A 21512-nucleotide genomic window follows, 5' to 3' on the forward strand; every position below is an offset into this window, starting at 1 on the left:
GGCTCGGCGCGGGCCTGGGGTGGGCGCGGGCCTAGGGTAGGCGCGGGCCTAGGGTGGGCGGGATTCCCGTCCGCCCTACCCGCCGGAGCGCCCGTGCTGCACCTTCGTCTGATCGTCCCGCCCGACCTCCGGAACGCCGTGCTGGACTGCCTGGACGAGGTCGTGGGGGTGACGCACGTCGTCCTGCTCCCGGACGCGGCCGTCCGGCCCACCGGGGACGTGGTGCTCTGCGACGTGGCCCGCGAGGCGGCGGACGAGGTCCTGGGCGCGTTGCGCGGGACGGGGCTGACCGAGCGCGGCGCGATCGACGTCTCGCCGGTCGAGCTGACCCTCTCGGCGGCGGCCGACGAGGCCGAGCGGCTGGCCCCCGGGGAGGGGGCCGACGCGCTGGTGTGGGAGTCGGTCTCCGAGATCACCCACGAGGAATCGACCCTCACCTGGGTGTTCCTGGCCTTCCTCACCGTCGCCACCATGCTCGCGGCCTGTGGCGCGGTGCTGGACAGCGCGATTCTGGTGGTCGGCGCGATGGCCGTCGGGCCGGAGTTCGGGCCGCTGGCCGGGCTCTGCGTGGCGGTCGTCCAGCGACGGCTGCGCCCGGCACTGCGCTCGCTGAACGCGCTGGCGACGGGCTTCGTGGTGGCGATGGCGCTGACCGTCTGCTTCGCGGTGCTGATGGACGGTCTCGGGCTGTTCACCGAGGCGAAGTTCGACGCGATGCGGCCGAACACCTCCTTCATCTGGCAGCCCGACGCGACCTCCTTCGTGGTCGCCTTCCTGGCGGGCATCGCGGGGCTGCTCTCGCTCACCTCCTCGAAGGCCGGGACCCTGGTCGGGGTGGCGATCTCGGTGACCACCGTTCCCGCCGCGGCCAACGCGGCCGTCGCCCTCGGCTACGGTGACGTCAAGCAGTTCTGGGGCTCCAGCGTCCAGCTGCTGCTGAACCTGCTGGGGATCGTGCTGGCCGGGGTGCTGACCCTGCTCGTCCAGCAGGGGGCGTGGGCGTGGATCCGGCGTCGGCGGGCGGTGCCGGCGGAGGCGAACACGTGACGGCTTTCGGCTGACAACTTTCAGACGACAACATTCAGCGAACAGATTTTGAAATCTGTTCGCTGAATGTTGTCGTCTGTCCACGAACCTCGGCCGCTTCCGGAGCCGCTGCCGCCTCCTCCGCCCGCTCGCCGACCAGCGGCGAAATGTCGCGCGGGGTCCTGGCGACGGCGCGCCACCACAGACGCACGGCGGGCGGGGCGGCGGGCTCGAAGGGCTTGCCGGGGCGGGGCACGGCGATCCGGGCACCGAGCGTCTGGGCGGCGGTGACCACCCGATCGGCGGGCTCCTCCCACGGGTGCAGCGCGAGGTTGAACGTGCACCAGTGGATCGGCAGCAGCAGCTCGCCCCCCAGGTCCAGGTGCGCCCGTACGCCCTCCTCGGGGGTCATGTGCACCTCGGGCCAGAACTCGCTGTACGCGCCGACCTGCATCATCGTCGCGTCGAACGGGCCGAACCGGCGGCCGATCTCGGCGAAACCGGGGAAGTAGCCGGTGTCCCCGCTGTGGAAGATCCGGTGCCCGCCGCCGGCCACCACCCAGGACGCCCACAGGAACAGCGCACTGGTGCGCGGACCGCGGCTGCAGTAGTGGCGGGCCGGTGTGGCGGTCAGGGTCAGCCCGGCGACCTCGGCCGACTCCCACCAGTCCAGTTCGACGATCCGTTCGGCCGGTACGCCCCAGTGCTCCAGGTGCGCCCCGACCCCGAGCGGGACGGCGAACACCGCGCCCGTCCTGGTCAGCGTTCGGACGGTGCCCATGTCGAGGTGGTCGTAGTGGTCGTGGGAGATCACGACCACGTCCACCGGAGCGAGTTCGGACAGCGGCAGCGGCACCGGGTGCAGCCGCTTGGGCCCGGTCCAGGAGAAGGGGGAGCAGCGTTCGCCCCAGACCGGGTCGATCAGCACCCGCCGTCCGTCGATCTCGGCCAGCACGGTGGCGTGCCCCAGCCAGGTCAGCCGCAGCCCGGACTCCGGCGGCGCGGCCAGGTCGACCGGGAGCAGTCGGTGCACCGGCACGGCGGCGGTCGGCGTCCGGCGGGTCTTGTCGCCGGTCAGCTGGGCGCGGGTGATCTCCAGCGGGCTGCGCTCGTACACCAGACGGCGGGTCGGTACCGGGTTGCGGAAGGCGCCGTCGGCGAACTGCGGGGAGCGGCGGATGCGGGCCAGCCGCTCGCCCCGGGGCTCGGCGCCGAAGGCGTCGGTCCGGACCCGGTGCCACGCGGCCCGGGGCAGTCCGGCCAGCCCCGGGACGGCGCGCTCGGCGGCGGGGCCGGCGGACGGCGGGACCAACTGCGAGGACAGACCGGCGAGGCGGGAGAACCACGGGGCGGGGCGGGGCACGGCTCCTCCAGGGACGGTCACGGCTACCGGGCGTGCCGGGGCGCGAAGCGCAGCAGTGGTTAGGGGTGCTGCGATACGACAACCATCTCGTCGGAGGTTACTCGCCGTGGGCCGTCCGGACCTGGTGGAGGGCCCGGCGCGGTCCAATCGGCGTACCCGGGAGGGCGGCGCCGGCCGCTGCCCGGGCCCGCTCGTTCCCGCTCGGCCCGGACTCGAACGCCTGCCCGCCCCGGGCTCGAACGCCCGTCGGCCCGGACTCGAACGCCCGTCGGCCCGCTCTCCGTCAGGCGTAGAAGCGGGTGATCGTCTCCGCGACGCAGTGCGGCTTGGCACTCCGCTCGCTGGTCACGGTGAACCGCACCACCGCCTGGACCCCGCCCGGCACCTCGGTGGCCGAGAGCAGCTCGGCGGTGGCCCGGATCGCCGTGCCCACCGGCACCGGCGCCGGGAAGCGCACCTTGTCGGAGCCGTAGTTCAGCGCCATCCGCACGCCCTCGACGGCGTAGCACTCCTTTGCCAGCACCGGAATCATCGACTGGGTCAGGTAGCCGTGCGCGATGGTCGAGCCGAACTGGCTCTCCTTGGCCCGTTCCGGGTCCACGTGAATCCACTGGTGGTCACCGGTTGCCTCGGCGAACAGGTCGATCTGCCGCTGCTCGATGGTGTGCCACTGGCTGGTGCCCAGTTCGGTGCCGACGGCGGCGGTCAGCTCGGCGAGGGAGGCGAAGGTCGTCACGGTGCGCTCCTGGTGGGGGACGGGCCCGGGGAGGGATCAGGACGCCGGAAGCGTATGCCTACCCACCGGTATCTGTCAGGAGCCGAACGGAAAACCGGTGTTCACAGGTCCGGCGTTCACAGGTCCGGTGCTCGCGGGCCCGGTGCTCGCGGGCCCGGTGCTCGCGGGCCCCGTGCTCATCGGCTGCCGCGACTGGCGTCCCGGGGCGCCCGGCCAGGTAGGGAACAGCCGGCGGCCGCTGACCAGCTCCGGAACCAGCGCGACGAACAGCGGTTGCGGATCGCCCACCCAGGGCCGCAGGCCGGAGCGCAGCACCCGCCGGACCTGCTCGGGGTCGCTCACCACGTCGGCCCGTCCGTGCACCAGTACGCTCCACCCGGTGCGGGTGACCGGGTCCAGCAGATCCGCCTGGAAGGCCACCACTGTGCCGTCAAGCCCGCGCGCGGTGGCACTTCCCCGGCGCACGGCGAGCACCAGCCGCCCGTCCAGGACCTCGAAGGAGACCGGCAGGACGGCCGGCAGCGCGTGCTCGGTGTACACCACGCGTCCGACGGGCACGGTGCTGAGCAGCCGCAGGCACTCGGCCTCGCTCAGGGTCTCCACACGGTCCTCACGCTCCATGCGTCCGATCGTCCTCGGTCGGTGCGCGCGTCGATAGGGCCCATGGTCCCTGAGCGGATGGGACTGGAGCCCCGTCGGCGGCCGTCCGGGGCGGTAGCCTGCCCGGCGGTGGAGAAATGGTGGAGGAGGGGGCGGCCGGATGGCGGGCGGGGTCGATCTGGTGGTGATCGGGGCGGACGGCGGGCCCGACCGGGCCTTCGGGGGTGCGGCGCTCGCACCGGACGGCGCCAGGCTGTTCGCCGACGTGCTGCCCGGGATGTTCTTCGACACCGGCGCGGCCGGCTGCCGGCTCACCGTGGTGCCGCCGGACGCGGACGCCAACACGATGCTCACCGCCGTCCGGGACGCCGCCCAGCACCCGGGCCGCTGGCTGCTGGTCTGCCTGGTCGGCCAGTTGGTGGCGGACCCGCGGGGGCGCCGGCTCGCGCTGGTCACCGCCGGCAGCACCGCCGACAACGCCTACCGCCGGGGCCTGGCCTGGGACTGGGTGGTCAGCGCGATGGTGCACGGGGACCAGGAGGAGACGCTGCTGCTGGTCGACGCGGTGGTCGACCGGGACACCTGGGCGGCGCTGGAGCGCGGCGAGGACGGCGCGGGCGAACTGCTGAGCTATTCGAGGGTCCCGCTGTGGGGCCGGATCGGCCGCTACACCCCGGGCAGCCGCTACACGCCGGGCAGACGCGGCCGGGACGCCGTCCGGCCGGGCGGGGAGGGCTCGTTCAGCCGGGCCCTGACCACCGTCCTGCGCCAGGGCGTCCCGGGTGCCCCCGCGGCCGTCGCCCCGCCCGATCTCCAGCCGGCCGTGGCCGCGCTGACGGACGGTGGAGAACCGGTCGGTAGTTCGGGTGCGCCTGGCGCGCGCCTGCTCGTTCCGCCGTACGCCGGGCGTCTCCTGATGCGCAATCGGGCCGCGGTTCGGGGCGCATTGGCCGGATTGTCGCTTTCCGAGGAACTGTTGGCCGTTCTGTGGCGGGAAAGTGCCCCGACGGAACCGCCTTCCACGTAAGGTCAGGGGGCCTGAGGTGTTGCCGTGATGGGGTGGGTTGGCGAAGAATCGATCCCCAGCGGAAACACCGGCGGGACGGCGGAATTCTCCTGGCGGCCGTGTATCACGGTTCGGGTCGGTCGCAACGAGGTGGGGCCATGCGGCAGCGCGGAAATGTGTTGCGCCCTGGGGCGGTTGGGGTCGGTGGGGCGGTTCTGGTGTTGCTGCTCGGCGCTTGCGCGAGCGGAGGTGCGGGCGGTTCCGTCGATCGCATCGGGTCGGCCGCGCCCACTGTCGCGGGAGTGAACCCGCTAACTCCTTCGAGTGGTTCGGTAAACGGCTCGATCGCGCCGACCAGCGGTCCGGAAGGGGCCATGGGGCGACTGGCCCTGAAGGCGTATCAGGACTGGTGGCAGACTCAGGCCGAGGTCTTCGGGCGTTCGGATTCGGACGGTTACGGACTGGAGCAGTACTCCTCCGGGCGTGCGCTGTCCGACAGCCTGGTCAGCCTCCGGCAACTGCGCGACGCGAAAGCGGTGATGACCGGAACGCCGCGCAATTCCGCGGTGGTCAAGGCCATTGATCTGAAAGCCGATCCGCAAACCGCCGTGATCGAGGACTGCGTCGACCTGTCGGGCTGGCACCGCGTCGATGCCGTCACCGGGGCCGCCAAGGAACCCGGATCACGTCTGAACCGGTACGTCGGAACCGCGTCCCTGCGCTGGTTCCAAGCGCATTGGTTGATCTACGACTTCAAACGGGAGGTGGACCGGACATGCTGAACGCGCGGAAACCGGCCCGGCGAATCGCACTCGCCGCGTCGATGTCGGCCGGGTTGCTGCTGTCCTCGGCGGTGAGCGCGACCGCGGACGAACCGCCGAGCGGCGGGGCCGAGCAGTGCGCCCCGAACGTGATCTGCGTGGACGTCCATTCCGGCGGAAAGACGCCCGGGCCCGGCGGTTCCAAGCCCGGCGGTGGCGGCGGCTCCGACACCGGACCGCAACTGTGCAGCTACCACGACGTCGCATGGGCCTGCCACGACCCCCAGCTGGGCTGGTTCAGCAGCGACAAGGGCTGCTACTTCCGGCCGCTGGACGACCCGCCGCCCGCGGGCGACCCGAAGTGGGACGGCCACGACCCGAAGGACGGCGCGCTCTACACGAAGGTCTGCCCGCAGACCGACGGGGGCCTGGGCGGCGCCGAGATCGTCTTCGAACCCACCGCGCCGGGCGGGCAGAACGTCAACGCGGAGGCCACGGCGATCCAGACCGCCTACGACCGGGTCCGCTTCAGGCCGCCGGTGGGCCGGGCCGCGCCCCAGAACACGGCGGTGGTCAACGCCCCGGTCTGGCTCTGGGCGGACGACGCCGCACTGCCCGCGCCGGGCAGCGCGGCGGTCGCGGGCATCTCCGTCACCGTCACACCCCGGCTGGTGAAGGCGGACTGGAGCTTCGGCGACCACCTCCAGACCTCCTGCACCACACCCGGCACGCCGTACGACCCCACGTACGGCGACGCGAAGTCCCCGGACTGCGGCTACGAGTTCAGGACCAGCTCGGCCGGCGAGAAGAACGGCGTCTTCAGCGCCACGGTGACGATGCGCTGGGAGGCCACCGTCGTGGTCACCGGCGGGCCGAACCCGCGGAAGTTCACGATCCCGGGCATCAACCAGAGCAGCAAGCCCTTCGACCTCAAGGTCGCCGAGATGCAGGTGCTCAACTGATCGGGCTCACCTGATCGAGCTCAACCGATCCCGCCCGCGCGGCGATTCGCACAGTGACCAGCCAGACGAGCCAGAGACGAACGAGGGAAGGGCGGAACCCGGTGGACAACCGTACGTTCGCGACGCCGGGATCCGGCACCTCCGCGGGCACCGCGGCGTCCGCGACGCTCCCGGAGCAGCCGGAGCAGGGCGGCCCGGGCAAGGGCCGGGGGCGGGCGGTGCCGCACGCGCCCGGGCGGACCATGGGGGCACGGCGGCGGCGCCCGGCGGTGCTGGCGATGGCGGTGGCGCTGATCGCGGCCGGCGGGCTGGGCGGGGCCGTCCTCTACAACAGCACCGGTCAGCGGGTCGCGGTGCTGGCGCTGGCCCGGGACGTGCCGTGGGGGCAGGTGATCACCGAGGACGACCTGGTGGTCGCCCGCATCGCGGGGGACCCGGCGCTGCACCCGCTGTCGGCCCAGGACCGGGCGAAGGCGGTCGGCATGCGGGCCGCCACCGACCTCAAGCGCGGTGCGATGCTCACCGGTTCCGACCTCGCGCAGGGCCTGTCGGTGCAGCCCGGGCAGATCGTGGTCGGGGTGTCGGCCAAGCGCAGCCAACTGCCCGCCAGCCGGCTCCAGCCCGGAGTGCAGCTGGTTGTCGTCTTCACCCCCGACAACGGCCGGGCCGACTCGCTGCCCGCCACGGTGATCACCGTCGGCCGGGTCGACACCGACGGCAGCCAGGTGATCGACGTGGCGGTCGGCACCGCGGACGGGCCCCGACTGGCGCAGTGGGTGGCGAGCGGTCGGATCCAGGTGCTGCTCGCACCGCGCGGTGCGGCGGCGGGCGGCCCCGGAGGCACCGGGCCGGTCCCGGCGCCGAGCGGAGCGCCCTCGGCCGCCACCACCCCCGGGGCCACCACCCCCGGGGCCTCCACTCCGGGCGCCGCCACCCCCGGCGGTGCCGCGCCCGGGACCCCTGGCGCGACGGGCGGCGCCTGATGGCCGTGATCGCGGTGGTCGGCGGCCCGGGCGCACCGGGAGCGACCACCACCGCCCTGGCACTGCTGCTGTCCTGGCCGCTGCCGCCCGGCCGGCGGATCGTGCTGGTCGAGGCGGACCCGGACGGCGGCGCGGTGCTCGCCGGAGCCCTGGAGGGCCGGGTCGAGGCGGTGTACGGGCTGCGCAACCTGGCCGTCGCCGACCGGCGCGGGCTGCTCGCGCAGACCATCTGGGAGCAGCTGATCGACCTCTCGCCCGAGGGCAACGCCGAACGGCTGCTGCTGCCCGGGCTGACCGACCCCACCCAGGCGCCCGGCCTCGCCTACACCTGGGAGCCGCTCGCCGAACTGCTGCACGGCGTGGAACAGCAGGGCTACGACGTCATCGTGGACCTCGGCCGCTCCGGCGCCACCGGCCACAGTGCGGTGCTGGCCCGCCGCGCCGACGTGGTGGTGGCGACGGTGCGCACCACGCTGCGCGGGCTGAGCTCGGTCCGGCCCCGGCTCGCCGCCCTGGCCGAGGACCTGGCCGCCGCCGGTACCGGGGCCGACGCGCTCGGACTGCTGCTGGTGGCCGAGGGGCCGTACGCGCGGGCGGAGGTGTCCCGCGAGCTGGGGCTGCCGGTGCTCGGGGTGCTGCCGCACGCCACCCGGACGGCGAGGGTGCTCTCCGACGGCGGGGACACCACCGACCGGCGGTTCATCCGCTCGGAGCTGATGCGGACGGCGCGGTCGGCCGCGGACGAGGTACAGCTGCTGATCCGCCGTCGGCGTCAGCGGCTCGCACCGGGTGCGGCGCCGGCCCAGCTGACGGCGGGCGGCCGGGCGGCGGCTCCGGTCACGGCGGCCGTGCCGACGCCCCCGCTTCCGACGCCTCCGCTCCCGACGCCTCCGGTGTCGGCCCCGCCGATACCGACCCCGCCCGGTCCGATGGCGCCGCAGCCGTCGACGCCCGCGCCCGTGCCCGCGCCGGGCCCGTACGGGCAGTCGCCGTACGGGCCCGGCGGGCAGCCGGGGTACGGCCAGCCGGGTCACGGGCCGGGCGGCCACGGGCAGGCCCCGTACGCGCAGGGCGGGTACGGCTCGGCGGGCCACAGTCAGTCCGGGCACGGCCAGTCCGGGCACGGCCGGTCCGGCTACGGGACGACCGAGGGTGAGCAGCCCTCGTACACCCCGCCGCAGCCCGTCCCGCCGGTGATCACCACCGGCCCGGTGGCGCCGCTGGCCGGGCTGGCGCCGCAGCCGGCCGCGCCGGCGCCGTTCCCGGCACACGTCCAGTCCGCCCCGCACGGCGAGCCGGACGACCGGTACCCGCTCCAGCAGCCGATCGTGACGGGCCGGCAGGACGACCTGAACGGGCCGTACCCGCACAACCCCGGGGAGGTGCTCCGTGCGCGGTAGCCCCCTGCACCAGCGTCCCGCCTCCGATCCGGCCGCACTGCCCTGGACCGCGCCGGTGTCCGCGCCGACGCCCGCGCCCGGCCCGGTCGCCCCGCCGCACGGCTATCAGCCCGGCCCGGTCGCGCCCCAGCCCGTCATGCCCCAGCCCGTCCCGCCGCAGCCCGTCCCGCCCGGCGCGGCGGGGCCCACCGCCGTGCCCTCCCAGCTGCCCTCGCTGGACCTGCGCGGCGCCGCCACCCGGCCCGCCGTCGACCCGCAGGTCGCCCGCGAGCTCAAGCGCCAGGTCGCGGCCGAACTGCACCAGCAGATCACCCGGTTGACCGCCACCTCCGGCTCCGAGCCGGACCGCGCCACCCGCCGCCAGCGCGGCCGGGCGCTGATCGAGGAGGCCGTCGCCCGGTGGTCCGACGCCTACGCGCAGACCCACGGCATCCCGCCCACCCGCGACCAGGACCGCGCCCTCGCCGAGGCCGTCTTCGACCTGCTGTTCCGGGCCGGCCGGCTCCAGCCCTACCTGGACGACCCGGAGATCGAGAACATCCTGATCAACGGCTGCGACGACGTCTGGGTCTCCAGGGTGCACCAACCCCTGCGCCAGGTACCGCCGGTGGCCGACAGCGACGCCGAGCTCATCGAACTGCTCCAGGACCTGGCCCGCCAGCACGGCGGCGGCGAGCGCAGCCTGTCCACCGCCAGCCCGACCCTCGCGCTGCGGCTGGAGGGCGGCATGCGCCTCCAGGCGCTCACCGAGGTGACGCCCCGCCCGTACGTGGCGATCCGGCGCCACCGGGTGGCCTCCGCGACGCTGCCCGAGATGGTCGAACTCGGCACCCTGGACGCCACCTTGGCCGCCTTCCTGGCCTCCGCGATCCGGGCCCGGAAGAACGTGATGATCACCGGAACCCAGGGCGTCGGCAAGACCAGCCTGCTGCGCGCGATGGCCGCCGAGATCCCGCCGGACGAGCGGATCGGCACCCTGGAGTCGGAGTTCGAGCTCTGGCTGCACACCCTCGGCCACCTGCGCCAGGTCGTCCCGATGGAGGCCCGTGAGGGCAACGGCGAGCGCGTCGAGGGGCGCCTGGCCGGGGAGTTGACCATCGGCGACCTCATCCCGGCCGCGCTGCGCATGACACTCTCCCGGATCATCGTCGGGGAGGTACGCTCCGGCGAGGTCGTCCCGATGCTGCGGGTGATGACCAACGGCGAGGGTGGCTCGATGTGCACCCTGCACGCCCGCGGCCCGCACATGGTCGTCGACCGCATCGCCGAACTCTGCCTGGAGTACGGCTCTCACATGACCGACTCGCTCGCCTACCGGCTCACCGCCAACGCCCTGGACCTCATCGTGCACGTCACCATGGTCGACGAGACCGCTGTCGGCGGCCGCCGGCACCGTTTCGTCTCCCACGTCCTGGAGGTCACCGGCCTCGGGGAGAGCGGCCGCCCCGCGCTGAACACCGTCTTCGGCCCCCGGCCGGACCTCGGCGAGCCGCGGGCCGTCCCGCACACCCCGCCGCAGTGCCTGGACGACCTGCGCCGGGCCGGCTTCGACGCCTCGCTGCTCGGCTCCCGGTACGGGAGTTGGGCCACCCCGCTCCAGCTGCGGATCGGCGGTGGCGCGCGGTGATGCTGCTCTTCGCCCTCTGCGGGCTGGCGGTCACGGGCGGCCTGGTCGCTCTGGTGGTCTGGGCCCGCGGCAGCGAGCCCGGCGACGAGGACGGGGCCGCGCGGGCGGCCAACCCGCTGGCCGGCCGGGTCCACGTGTTCTGGTACGGCGCCCCCGGGACGGCCGCGCACCGGATGGTGCGGCTGCGCCGCGTCCAGCTGCCGCTCGCGCTCGCCGGCGCGCCGCTGGCCTGGCTGTTCACCGGCATCCCGCTGACCGCACTGCTGGTGCCGCTGGCCGTCTTCGGCCTTCCCTGGCTGTTCGACACCACCCGCCCGGACACCCATCGGATCGAGCGGCTGGAGGCGCTCTCCGAGTGGACCCAGCGGATCGCCGACGTGCTGCTGCTCGGCGTCGGCCTCAACCAGGCCATCGTCACCAGCCGCCGCACGGCCCCGGCCGCCCTGGAGGACGAGATCGGCGAACTGGCCGCCCGGCTACAGGCCCGATGGCGGCCCGAGGAGGCGCTGCGCGCCTTCGCCGACAGCCTTGCCGACGCCACCGCCGACAAGGTGCTCGCCGCGCTCGTGCTGCGCGCCGGTGACAGCGGCCCCGGCCTGGCCCGCACCCTCTCCGACATGGCCGACTCGGTGCGCGAGGAGGTCCGCCAGCGCCGCGCCATCGAGGCCGACCGGGCCAAGCACCGGACCACCATCCGCTGGCTGGTCGGGATCATCGTGCTGGTCGTCACGGTCGGCTCCTTCAACACCGAGTACACCCGGCCGTACGGGACCTTCCTCGGCCAGGTGGTGCTCGCCGTGGTCGCCGCCCTGTTCGTGGCGATCATCGCCTGGATGCGGGCGCTGGCCTCCCACCCGCCGGTGCCCCGGCTGCTGACGCCGGACCGGCGCAGCAGGAGCGGGCGGCGGTCCGCCGCACCGGCGACCGGGCCGGAGCCGGCCGAGCAGTTCGGGGAGGTCCGATGATCTCCCCCTGGTCCGTGCTGGCCGGCGCTGCCGCGGCCGGCGGCCTCGCCCTCCTGGTCGCCGAACTGCGGCCGGCGCCACCGGACCTGCGCCAGGCGCTGGACCGGCTGCACGCCACCCCCGCCGACCGCGAGCAGGACCCGGACGAGCGGCCCCGCTGGTACGACCGGATCGGCGAGCGGTCCGTCCACCTGCGAGGGGTCTCGGTCCCGCGCCGCGAACTCGCCCTGATCGGCCGCACCCCGGCCCGGTTCATGGTGCACAAGCTGCTGTTCGCCGCGCTCGGCCTGATGCTGCCCGCCTACCTGGGTGCGATGGCCGTGCTGATGGACGTGGGCCTGCCGTTCGCGCTGCCGCTGGTCGCCGGACCGCTGCTGGCCGGACTGCTCTGGTTCGTCCCGGACGCCATCGTGCGCGGCGAGGCCAAGGAGGCGCGCACCGAGTACCTGCACGGCATCGCCGCCTACCTGGAACTCGTCGCGATGGAGCGGGCCGCCGACTGCGGCCCCGCCGAGGCGCTGCGCCGGGCCGCCTCGGTCGGGCAGGGCGCGGTGTTCCGGCGGATCCGCGACGCCCTGGAGCGCGCGGCCACCGACCGGCTCCCGCCGTGGGCCGGACTCGACGCGTTGGCCGAGGAGTTGGGCCTCAGCCCGCTCCAGGACGTGGCCGACATCATGCGGCTGTCCGGCACCGACGGAGCCGCCGTGTACGACACCCTGCGGGCCCGCGCCAAGGGCCTGCGCGGGGAGCTGCTCGCCGAGGACCTCGCCCGTGCGAACGCCGACAGCGAGCGGATGGTCGCGCCCGGGGCCGCACTGACCCTGCTGATGACCGTCCTGATCGTCTTCCCCGCCCTGCACCAGATGCTCAACTGACCGCGTTCCCGGACCTCTTCCGGTCCCTGTCCAGTCTCCGCAGGCATCACCAGCCCTACCAGAGCAGCCGGCACCACCGCCAGACCACACCACCACATCCCCCGGGAGAACCCGATGACCGTACGACTCGCCCAGCTGGCAGGACGGGCACTGCGCCCAGTCCTGCTACCGGTCCAGTTCGCACTGCTGCTGTTCACCCTGCGGCTCGGCCGGCTGCGGGCCGCCCGCGCGCGCGGCGACCGCGGCGCGATCAGCATCGAACTCGCCCTCGCCATCATCGCGTTGGTCTTCGTCGCGGGCGCCGTGGCGACCGCGCTCTACCTGCTGAAGGACAAGGTCGTCCAGAAGGTCGAGCAGGACCCGAACATGCCGGGCGGCGCCACCAAGTGATGCGTCCTGCTCTCCGCCGCAGGGGCGACCGGGGGTCGATGAGCGTGAGCCTCGCCATCGTCTTCCCGGTCGTCCTGCTGCTCCTGTTGCTCGTCGTCCAGGCCGCGCTGTGGTGGTACGACCGGCAGGTCGCGCTCACCGCCGCCCGCGAGGGCGTGGACGCCGGACGGGTGCAGGGCAGCGCGACGGACGGCGAGAAGAACGAGGCGGCCCAGCGGCAGGCCCGCGACTTCCTCGACCGACAGGGCGTGCACGAGTACACGGTGCGGACCGACGGCAGCACGGCGGAGACCATCCGGGTCACCGTGCAGCTGACCCCGCCACTGCTGATACCCGGGCTCAAGGCCGCCGTCACCCAGTTCGCCGAGGCGCCGCGCGAGCGCTTCGTCCCGCCGGTGGTGAAGCCGTGAGGGGCGCGCCGCGGGCACCGGGCCGGTGGCGGCAGCGCCTTCGGGTGCGACCGCGCCGGCGGGACCGGGGCGGGATCGCGATCGAGGCGGCGATCGTCGTGCCGGGGGTGGTCGGACTGGTCCTGGTGGCCATCGCCGCCGGGCGGGTGCAGACCACGGCCGGCACCGTGGAGGCCGCCGCCCGGGCCGGGGCCCGGACCGCCTCCCTGCAGCGCAGCGTGGACGGGATGGACCAGCCGGCCAGGGACTCCGCCCTCGCGACGCTGCGCCAGCAGGGCGTGTCCTGCCGCGACGGGGACGTGCGCGTCGGCAAGGGGGAGCTGAACCTGCCGGGCGGACCGGTCACGACCGTCACCGTCACGGTGGTCTGCGACGTGGAACTGGCCGACCTGCTCGGCGGACCGTCCGGGGTGCCCGTGACGAAGCACCTCGTCGGCGAGTTCACCTCGGTGGTGGACCGTTACCGGGGCACATGACGGCGCGCGGCGCCGTCACCGGGAAGACGGGGGATTGGAGACGGCCCGTGCGGGGGAGACGCAAGCGGAGAGCGCCCGGGGGATGACACAGCGGTACCGAGTGGCGCCCGGTGGGGGCCGGTGGGGAGAACGACGTGCGACGAGGGGCGAGGGGACGGAAGTGGTGAGCCGTCTGCGGCGACGGCTGTCGGCGCGCCGGTCCGACCGGGGCGCCGTGGCCCTCTTCGTGGCGATCTGCGCGGCCTACGTCGTGCTCGTCATCGCCCTGGTGATCGACGCCGGCGGCCGGCTGCGGGTCGCCGAACGGACCGACGCCTACGCCCTGGAGGCCGCACGGGTCGGCGGCCAGCAGCTCGACCGGGCGGCCGTCCTGCAGGGCAAGGGCTTCAAGGTCCAGGAGAAGTACGTCCGGGACGCCGCCGATGCCTACCTGGGCCTGTACGGCCTGCGGGCGGGCGACATCGAGTTCTCCGGTGACGGCAAGGTCGTCACCGTCACGGTGCGGGCCGACTACCGTCCGGTCCTGCTGGGCGCCCTCGGGGAACGGAAGGTAACGGGCAAGGGCAGTGCGACCCTCGTCCACGGAGTCGAGAAAGCGGAGACCGACTGATGGCCGCGCCACGTGCCAAGGACCAGGCCCGTACCGCCCAGGCCCGTACCGGCCGGGCCGGGACCTCCCATCGAGCCGGGGGCGCCCGAAGGCCCGCCGCCCCGGCGCCCCGACCACCCCGCGGGCGCGGGCGTGCCGTGATCACCGCGCTCGGCGCGCTGGTCACCCTGCTCGCCCTGCTGTTCGGCGTCCCCGCACTGCTGTTGTACGGCACCGGCGCGGTCGCCGGGATGGGCGAGGTCGCCTCGGGCGGGGTGGGCGAGGCGCTCACCGGTCCGGACGACGGACGACTGTTCCTGTGGGCACTGGTGGTGGTCGGCTGGCTGGCCTGGGCCTGCTTCGCGCTGTCCGTCCTGCTGGAGATTCCCGCCCAGCTGCGCGGCCGGATCGCCCGCCGCATTCCCGCCTTCGGCTGGAGCCAGCGGCTCGCGGCCGGGCTGGTCGGCTCGGTGCTCGCGCTGCTGCCGGTGGCCGGATCGGCCTTCGCCGCCGTCCCCGAACTGACCCACAGCCCGGTCGCCCAGGCGCAGTTGACGCCGGGCGTGCAGCGCGTCGCACTGACCGCCGCGCAGGCCGCGCCGGCCCTGACCCCGGCCGCCGAGCAGCAGACCACGTACACGGTGCGCGACGCCCGTCCGGCCGACAGCCTGTGGTCCATCGCCGAGCGCCAACTGGGCTCGGGGGAACGATGGGTGGAGATCGCCAAGCTCAACGACGGCCGGGTGATGGGCGATTCGGGCATCCGCTTCGACGCAGACCGGCCGATCCAGCCCGGCTGGGAGCTGCTGATGCCGGTGGACGCCAAGCCGGACGAGGCGAGGACGCCGGCCCCGGCTCCCGCCCCGGCTCCCTCCGGGGACGCGGCACAGGGCGCCCCGCAGGGGACGCCGCAGAACGTTCCGCAGTCCGGCACGGAGGCCGGGGGGCCCGGTGGTGCGGGCGGATCCGGCGCTCAGCGGACCGTCACCGTCCAGGCCGGGGAGAGCCTGTCGACCATCGCCCAGCGGGAGCTGGGGGACGGGGAGCAGTGGCCGAAGCTGTTCGAGGCGAACAAGGGGGTCCAGGCCCCGGACGGGGAGCAGCTGACGGACCCGGACGTGGTGGTGCCGGGGATGGTGCTCACGGTGCCGGGGACGGCGCCCGCCGCTCCGGCGCCCGCCGACCAGGCTCCGGCTCCCGCACCGGCTCCTGCCGATCAGGCTCCCGCACCCGCTCCGGCACCCGCCGACCAGGCTCCGGCACAGACCCCGGCGCCGGGCGCTCCCTCGCAGGGCGCGCCGCAGTCGGCCCCGGTGCCCGCGCCCACGCACGCGCCGACCCACGCGCCCGCCCCCGCCGCGCACGCCGATCCGGCCCCCAGCGACGACTACACCGTCGCCCTCTCGGCCTCCACCGTCGGCGTCCTGCTCGCCGCCATCATGGTCGGCACCGTCGCCCACAAGCGCGGCACCCAGCAGCGCGCCCGCCGCCCCCGGCACCGCATCGCGATGCCCGAGGCCGAGGCCGCCGCCTTCGAGAACGAGCTGATGGCCCGGCAGGACCAGGCCGGACTGGAACTGCTGGACCGCGCCCTTCGCACCCTGGCCCGCAACACCGTGCGCGGCGGCAAGCGGCTGCCCGCCATCGTCGCCGCCCGGATCACCCAGGGCCAGACGATCGAGCTGCACCTGTCCGGTCCGGCCACCCCGATCGCGCCGTTCCGCGCCGCGCACGCCGCCAACGTGTGGTGGTGCAGCGCCGACTCGGGCGACCTGCTCAGCCCCGGCCAGGCCCGGAAGACCGCCGCGCCGTACCCCGCGCTGGTCACCCTCGGCACCTCGCCGGACGGCTCGGTGGTCCTCGCCGACCTGGAGGCCGTCCGGCTGCTCCACCTGTCCGGCCACCCGGACGACGCCCGCGACGTGCTGCGCACCCTCGCCATCGAACTGGCCCACAGTCCGCTCGCCGACCGGCTCCACCTGCACCTGGTGGACCTCGCCGAGGAGGTGTCGATCAGCGGCCCGGCCGCCGAACGCGTGCACCGCCACCCCACCCTGGAGGCCGCGCTCGCCGCCCTCGGCCCGCGCACCGCCAAGGCCCGCGCCACCCTGGTCGCCGCCGAGGCCACCAGCCCGCGCGAGGCCCGCAGCCGGGGCCAGGCCGACGAGTCCTGGACGCCCGAGATCGTGCTCTGCGCCCACCAGCCCGGTGGGGACATCCCGGCCGAGCTCGGGCGCCTGCTCGACGCCCGTCCGCGCACCTGCGTCGCCGTCATCACCCGCGCCCCCGAGCGGGGCACCGGCCCGGTCGCCCGCTGGACCCTGCCGACCTCCGGCCAGGCCGCGATTCCGGGCCTGCACCTCACGGTCGAGCTGCAACGGCTGAGCGGGCAGCAGTACGACCAGGTCGCCGAGCTGCTCCGGGTCGCCGACGACACCACCCAGCACCCGGCCCCGGCCTGGACCCTGGACGGGCCGGAGGACACCGACACCACCGAACTGCCCGCTGCCGTACCGGTGCTGGCCGCCGTCGGGGCCTCGGTCGCCGGGGCTTCGGTCGGCGGGGCCTTGGCGGGTGGGGCCTCGGTCGGCGGGGCTCCGGCCGGTTCGGCGGCGGAGGGCGCGGACGCGGCTGCCGGCCCCCGGCTGCTCGCCCGGGTCATCGGCACCGGGGCCAGCCCGTTCGCGGGCACCGATCCGGTGACGCCTGCTCCTGCCCCGGTTCCTGCCGTCCTGCCGGTTCCGGTTCCGGCCGGTCCGGCGCGGTTCGCCGTCAACGGACAGGGGCGGCAGGTGGCCGCCGACGAGACCACCCGGGACCTGCGGCGGCCCGGCCTGCCGGAGGGCGAGGGGGCGGCCGAGCCGGGGGACGGCTCCTCGGAGTCCACGGCGACGGTCGTGCTCGCCGTTCAGCCCGTGGTGCCGCAGCCCGTCGTGGCGGAGCCGACCGTCTCGGAGACGGTCGAGGATCCGTCGTCGGCCGAACCCGCTCCGGAGCCCGCTCCCGAACCCGCCGCCGTCGGCAGCGGGCCGGCCGGGGCCGCGGAGACCGTCGAAACCGCGGATGCCATCGGTGCGGAGGAACCCGAGCCCGTCGTCGGGCGCGGCCCCGCCGCGGTCGAACCCGGCCCCGCAGCCGTCGCCCCGGTCGCCCGGACCGCGCCAGGCCGCAGCGACAGCGACGACCTGCTCGCGATCCTCCGCTCCCCGGAGGCGCACGCACCCCGCAACGCTCCTCGGATCCGGCTGCTCGGCCCGGTGGACGTCGCGGGAGTCCTCGGCACCGCCTCACCCGGTGCACTGTCGCGGCTCACCGAGCTGGCCGTCTACCTGGCACTGCGCCCGGGTTCCGACCACCACGCGCTCGACCACGACCTGCACCCCGGCGCGGCGCACCTCGACCCGCACCCCACCGCGGCCGACGCCGAGAGCCCGCTGCCGGCCAAACTCGCCGACCTGGCCGCCTGGTTCGGCACCTCGCCGGAGGGCCGCGACTTCCTGCCCACCGAGGGCACCGAGGGCTACTCCTTCGCTCCGGCGGTCACCTGCGACTGGGACGAGTTCCGCAGCCTCTACCGGCGCGGCATGCGCAGCACCAGTGCCACTGCCGACGCGGCCCTCGCCCATGCGCTGGCCCTGGTGCGCGGCGCACCGTTCGCGGAGGCCCCGCCGGCCTCGTACGGCTGGGCCGAGGCCGAGCGGCAGGACATGATCGCGGCGATCGTCGACACGGCCCACGAACTGGCCGCCCGCCGCCTGCAGTACGGCGACCACCGCAGCGCCGAGGCCGCCGTCTTCCGCGGCCTCGCCGTCGCCCCGGACGTCGAACTGCTGCACCGGGACCTCTTCTACGCCTACGCCTCGGCCGGCGCCCGGGACCAACTCCTGCGCGCCGTCAACCGGTTGGATGCGCTCAGCCGCCGTACCGGCCGGGACCTGGACGCCGACACCGTCGCCCTGCTGCGGGACCTGCTCGCGGGTTCCTGACGCGGACCGCCGACTGCCCGGCCACTCCCACGGGGGCGGCCGGGCAGTCGGGTTGACGGGCCGACGGCGGATGTGGCGGCCCTGCGGGAGTCCCGTACGGATGTCGTCGGCGCATCGGGCGACCGCCGAGCGGCGGGGCCCGGCGGCTGGTCAGGCCGTCCGCAGCCAGGCGTCCAGGGCGGTGAAGTCCGCCTCGGTGAGCCCGCGTCGGGGGTCCACCCGGTGGAGCAGGGTGCGGGTGGGGGAGTGGGCGGCGACCCAGCGGCGGTCCGCCTCGGTGATCTCGTCGTCCACCCAGGCGAACGGCCGTCCGGCTGCCCGTTCGACCAACGCGCGGGTCTTCCAGTGCAGGCCCTCCGGCTCTCCCGTGGCGTCCGGGGCGTCCACCGGCCAGTCCACGACGGGCAGTCGGGGCAGACCGAGCCAGGGCGCGAGGCACTCGTTGGCGTCCTCCAGCCAGGTGGTGGCCCACACCGGCTCGCCCGGCAGGCCCAGCAGCCGCGGCCCCAACTCCGGGTCCACGCGGGCGATCAGCGGGTTCCCGCCGGGCGTCGTGCCGGGTGGGACGTGCGGGCTGCGGTAGGTGGGGTAGCCGCCGCGGGGCGGATCGCCGAAGGGGATGAGGGGGCCGTCGACGTCGAGGAACAGCAAGGGGCGATCGGTATCGATCATGACGGCACCTTAGTGGGGCGGGGCGGGTGGTCCGGCGCGCCGATCGGCCACCCGGCCTGGAACGGGTGAGCCGGGATCTCGTAGGGTGGCGCGCACGGAGTGTGGTGGCAGGCACCATGCAGGCAAGGGCATCAGACGCCGCGGGAGCGGCGGGGCGGGGCGGTGACCAGGAGATGGCGGAGACGACAGCGGTTTCCGGAGGTCCCGACCCGGCAGCCGACCCGGGTCCCTGGGACGCCGTACCGCCGCCCCCGCGACTCCCGGCCGAGGAGCACCCGCCCGGTCCCGCCGCGCTGTACGAGCCACCCCCGGCGACCCCGGCACCCCCGGCGACCCCGGCCGTTCCCGCTCCGGTCGCCGCTTCCGTACCGGGTGCCGGGTCGGGTGCCGGGCCGGCCTCCGGGTTGGGCGCGCAGGGCGGCGTGCCGTCGGTCGGGCAGGCGCCCACACCGCCGCCCGCGCCCCCGGCCGCACCGCCCGTTCCGCCCACCGGGTGGACCCTCACCGGGCTGCCTGCCGCCGGAGCCGCCTCCTCGGCGACCCCGCCGCCGTTCCCGGTCCAGAGCGCGGCGCCGAGCACCGCCGCCGTCGGCGCGGGCGGCCTGGGGGCGGGTGGGCTCGGTGCCGCGCCGCGCGGGCGGATCCTGGTGGTCGAGGGCGGGTACGGCAACTCCGGCCGCCGCACCTGGGGCCGTGGCGGCCCGACCCAGGCACCGGTCCTCTCGGCGATGCTCGCCGCCGTCTCGCCGCAGGTGCTCCTCGCCGCGGACGCGGTGGACGCCGTCCACCTCCCCGGGGCCGGTGACCCGCACACCGTCCTCGCCCACCTGCGCGCCGCCTCCCGGCACCCCGGACCGCTGCTGATCCACCTGGGTGGCCACGTCGTCGCCGACAAACGCGGCGGGCAGCTCCAGCTGACCCTGCGCGACGCCAAGCAGGACGGCCTGCCCTGGCAGGCCATCGCCGCCGAGCTGAGCCACCGTCCGGCCGAGTGGCAGACCCTCGTCATCGCCGACCTGAGCGCCGACCAGAACGCCTGGCCGTACCTGCAGGGCACCGTCTCGCCGCTCAGCGAGGGCATCCCGCTGTGGGCGGTGGTCAGCCCGGACCCGGAGCAGATCGGCACCTTCACCCGTGCGCTGATCGAGGCGCTGCACGGTGGCCGGCCCGGCGCGGGCGAGGTGCTCGCGCCCGAGCAGCTGCGGCAGCAGGTGTACTCGGTGCTGCGGCCGGACGTGGTCATCCTGGCCACGCACGCCCCGGACCGCCCCGTCTTCCGCAACACCGCCCGTCGCGGCGAGGGCCCGTCGGCCGAGGTGCCGTTGGTGCCGGCCGCCGGTGCCGCACCCTCCGACGTGCCGCCGCCCCCGGCGCCGCCGCTGCCGCGTCCGACGGAGCCGCGGGGCGACGTCCCCGAGTGGCCGGTGCCGGCCCAGGCTGCGGCACCCGCGCCGTCCGCCGGGGCCGCCGCACCCGCGGGTTCCCCGGTGGCCGCAGGCGGTCCGGTCAGCCTGGTCAAGCCGGGCGTGCCGCCCACCCCGCCGCGGCCGGCCCGCCCGGTCAGCCTGCTGAAGGCGGGCGAGGCCGCTGAGGCACCGGGCGTGACCCTGCGCAAGCCGACCCCGGCCGACGCCGTGCCCGAGGACAGCGCGCCCCCGGTGGGCGTCACGCTCCTCAAGTCCGGGCCGGAACCGGCGGACGATGCCGTCGCGGAGCCCGAACTCCCGCAGGAGCAGGCCATGATGGGCGCCGAGGCTGCGGTGGAGGCGGTCGGGGCGCCGGTGGAGCCGGTGGCCGAGGAAGCGTCCGAGGCCGTGGAGGGGCCTGAGGTCGTGGAGGCCCCCGAGGTCGCGGAGGAGCCCGGGGATGCCGTCCCGGTGGAGCCCGTGCCGACGGATGAGGCGCCCGTCGAGCAGCACCCTGTCGAGCAGCCCCGCGTTGAGCAGCCCCGCGTTGGGGAGGCGCCGGCCGGCGAGGTGCCGGCTGATGAGGTGCCGACCGGCGAGGCGCCCGCCGACGTCGTTCCGGCCGACGCGGCGCCTGCCGACGCGGCACCTGCTGACGAGGTGCCGGCCGACGAGGTGCCGGCCGACACCGTGCCGCAGGGCGGAGGAGCGGCCGACGAGGTTCCCGTCGACGCGCCGCCCGCCCCCGGCGACACCTCGGCCGACACTCCGGTCGGTACCTCTGGCGAAGCCCCGGCCGGCGAGGCCGCTGCGGCCGGTCAGCCCCGCGCGGACTATCGCGAGGTCATCGGGCGGATCGTCCGTAGCGCCGACGCGGGGGACCACGCCGTCGCCACCGACCTGGCCTTCGCCCTGGAACTGGAGGCGATCGCCGAGCACGGTGCCGTCTCCGAGCCGGTGTTGCAGGTCCGGCAGGTCCGGGCGCACGTCTGCCGGCTCGCGGGCCGGTCGGCCGAGGCCGCGGACATCTACCGCGAGGTGGCGCTGACGCTGCTGCGTTCGCAGGGCCCGGACCACCCGGAGACCCAGCGGGCGGCCACCAACGCCGAGGCCTGCTGGCGCGCGATCACCGACCGTACGGAGGCGATCCGGATCGCCCCGGAGATCATCGAACTGCGCGCCTACCTCCCGGGCCCCGACGGCCGCAAGCTCCGTGCCGCCGAGCGCTACCTCGCCCAGCTGGCCGCCACCGGCTGACGGCAGACGGCCGAACGCCGGC

Annotated in this window: 19 protein-coding genes; 15 read left to right on the plus strand and 4 right to left on the minus strand. The window is 75.4% G+C overall.

Annotated features, from left to right (window positions below; all coding sequences use genetic code 11):
- Window positions 1-93: 93 nt before the first annotated feature.
- Window positions 94-1047, plus strand: a complete 954-nt coding sequence (locus AB0O11_RS12005) for a DUF389 domain-containing protein (RefSeq protein WP_363384585.1) — start codon at window positions 94-96, stop codon at window positions 1045-1047.
- A 34-nt stretch (window positions 1048-1081) separates the two neighbouring features.
- Here AB0O11_RS12005 and AB0O11_RS12010 read toward each other — a convergent pair whose 3' ends face one another.
- The 3 genes from AB0O11_RS12010 to AB0O11_RS12020 all read right to left on the minus strand — a co-directional run bounded on the left by AB0O11_RS12010 (window position 1082) and on the right by AB0O11_RS12020 (window position 3746).
- On the minus strand, window positions 1082-2290 hold the full coding sequence (locus tag AB0O11_RS12010) for an MBL fold metallo-hydrolase (protein ID WP_363384745.1): 1209 nt from the start codon (window positions 2288-2290) through the stop codon (window positions 1082-1084).
- Window positions 2291-2672: 382 nt separating this feature from the next.
- Window positions 2673-3125, minus strand: coding sequence for a MaoC family dehydratase (locus tag AB0O11_RS12015; RefSeq protein ID WP_363384588.1), 453 nt, complete (start codon window positions 3123-3125; stop codon window positions 2673-2675).
- 75 nt (window positions 3126-3200) lie between these two features.
- Complete coding sequence (locus AB0O11_RS12020; protein ID WP_363384591.1) at window positions 3201-3746, minus strand: pyridoxamine 5'-phosphate oxidase family protein; 546 nt, start codon at window positions 3744-3746, stop codon at window positions 3201-3203.
- Window positions 3747-3885: 139 nt separating this feature from the next.
- Here AB0O11_RS12020 and AB0O11_RS12025 point away from each other — a divergent pair, with 139 nt between their 5' ends.
- The 13 genes from AB0O11_RS12025 (at window position 3886) to AB0O11_RS12085 (ending at window position 18155) form a co-directional block, all read left to right on the plus strand.
- A complete protein-coding gene (locus tag AB0O11_RS12025) occupies window positions 3886-4752 on the plus strand; it encodes a hypothetical protein (RefSeq protein ID WP_363384594.1) in 867 nt (288 codons plus the stop codon).
- A gap of 137 nt (window positions 4753-4889) precedes the next feature.
- Window positions 4890-5513, plus strand: a complete 624-nt coding sequence (locus AB0O11_RS12030) for a hypothetical protein (RefSeq protein ID WP_363384597.1) — start codon at window positions 4890-4892, stop codon at window positions 5511-5513.
- Window positions 5507-6454 carry a hypothetical protein gene (locus AB0O11_RS12035; RefSeq protein WP_363384600.1) on the plus strand — a complete coding sequence of 316 codons (948 nt, stop codon included), beginning with the start codon at window positions 5507-5509 and terminating at the stop codon, window positions 6452-6454. Before AB0O11_RS12030 ends, AB0O11_RS12035 begins: the two co-directional genes overlap by 7 nt.
- Before the next feature lie 101 nt (window positions 6455-6555).
- Window positions 6556-7437, plus strand: coding sequence for an SAF domain-containing protein (locus AB0O11_RS12040; protein ID WP_363384603.1), 882 nt, complete (start codon window positions 6556-6558; stop codon window positions 7435-7437).
- The gene (locus AB0O11_RS12045) at window positions 7437-8837 is read left to right on the plus strand and encodes a hypothetical protein (RefSeq protein ID WP_363384606.1); all 1401 of its coding nucleotides are present in this window, start codon (window positions 7437-7439) and stop codon (window positions 8835-8837) included. The genes AB0O11_RS12040 and AB0O11_RS12045 overlap by 1 nt, the downstream gene beginning before the upstream one ends.
- On the plus strand, window positions 8827-10464 hold the full coding sequence (locus tag AB0O11_RS12050; protein WP_363384609.1) for an ATPase, T2SS/T4P/T4SS family: 1638 nt from the start codon (window positions 8827-8829) through the stop codon (window positions 10462-10464). Before AB0O11_RS12045 ends, AB0O11_RS12050 begins: the two co-directional genes overlap by 11 nt.
- On the plus strand, window positions 10464-11429 hold the full coding sequence (locus tag AB0O11_RS12055; RefSeq protein ID WP_363384612.1) for a type II secretion system F family protein: 966 nt from the start codon (window positions 10464-10466) through the stop codon (window positions 11427-11429). Before AB0O11_RS12050 ends, AB0O11_RS12055 begins: the two co-directional genes overlap by 1 nt.
- Window positions 11426-12304 carry a hypothetical protein gene (locus AB0O11_RS12060; protein WP_363384615.1) on the plus strand — a complete coding sequence of 293 codons (879 nt, stop codon included), beginning with the start codon at window positions 11426-11428 and terminating at the stop codon, window positions 12302-12304. Before AB0O11_RS12055 ends, AB0O11_RS12060 begins: the two co-directional genes overlap by 4 nt.
- Before the next feature lie 114 nt (window positions 12305-12418).
- Complete coding sequence (locus tag AB0O11_RS12065; RefSeq protein WP_363384618.1) at window positions 12419-12694, plus strand: hypothetical protein; 276 nt, start codon at window positions 12419-12421, stop codon at window positions 12692-12694.
- A 38-nt stretch (window positions 12695-12732) separates the two neighbouring features.
- Window positions 12733-13104 (plus strand): TadE/TadG family type IV pilus assembly protein, encoded by a 372-nt coding sequence (locus AB0O11_RS12070; protein ID WP_363384621.1) that lies wholly within the window; start codon window positions 12733-12735, stop codon window positions 13102-13104.
- A gap of 44 nt (window positions 13105-13148) precedes the next feature.
- Complete coding sequence (locus AB0O11_RS12075; protein ID WP_363384624.1) at window positions 13149-13580, plus strand: pilus assembly protein; 432 nt, start codon at window positions 13149-13151, stop codon at window positions 13578-13580.
- A gap of 163 nt (window positions 13581-13743) precedes the next feature.
- Window positions 13744-14190: a hypothetical protein gene (locus AB0O11_RS12080; protein WP_363384627.1), complete on the plus strand. Its 447-nt coding sequence runs from the start codon at window positions 13744-13746 to the stop codon at window positions 14188-14190.
- Window positions 14190-18155 carry a LysM peptidoglycan-binding domain-containing protein gene (locus tag AB0O11_RS12085; RefSeq protein ID WP_363384630.1) on the plus strand — a complete coding sequence of 1322 codons (3966 nt, stop codon included), beginning with the start codon at window positions 14190-14192 and terminating at the stop codon, window positions 18153-18155. The genes AB0O11_RS12080 and AB0O11_RS12085 overlap by 1 nt, the downstream gene beginning before the upstream one ends.
- Before the next feature lie 150 nt (window positions 18156-18305).
- On the opposite strand, the gene AB0O11_RS12090 is transcribed toward AB0O11_RS12085, so the two are convergent.
- Complete coding sequence (locus tag AB0O11_RS12090; protein WP_363384633.1) at window positions 18306-18827, minus strand: HAD domain-containing protein; 522 nt, start codon at window positions 18825-18827, stop codon at window positions 18306-18308.
- Between the two features lie 173 nt (window positions 18828-19000).
- Between AB0O11_RS12090 and AB0O11_RS12095 the strand changes: the two genes are divergently transcribed.
- Window positions 19001-21490 (plus strand): hypothetical protein, encoded by a 2490-nt coding sequence (locus tag AB0O11_RS12095; protein WP_363384637.1) that lies wholly within the window; start codon window positions 19001-19003, stop codon window positions 21488-21490.
- Window positions 21491-21512: the final 22 nt, after the last annotated feature.

Origin of the sequence: Kitasatospora sp. NPDC093102, assembly GCF_040683915.1 — a bacterium.
Classification (GTDB): Bacteria; Actinomycetota; Actinomycetes; order Streptomycetales; family Streptomycetaceae; genus Kitasatospora.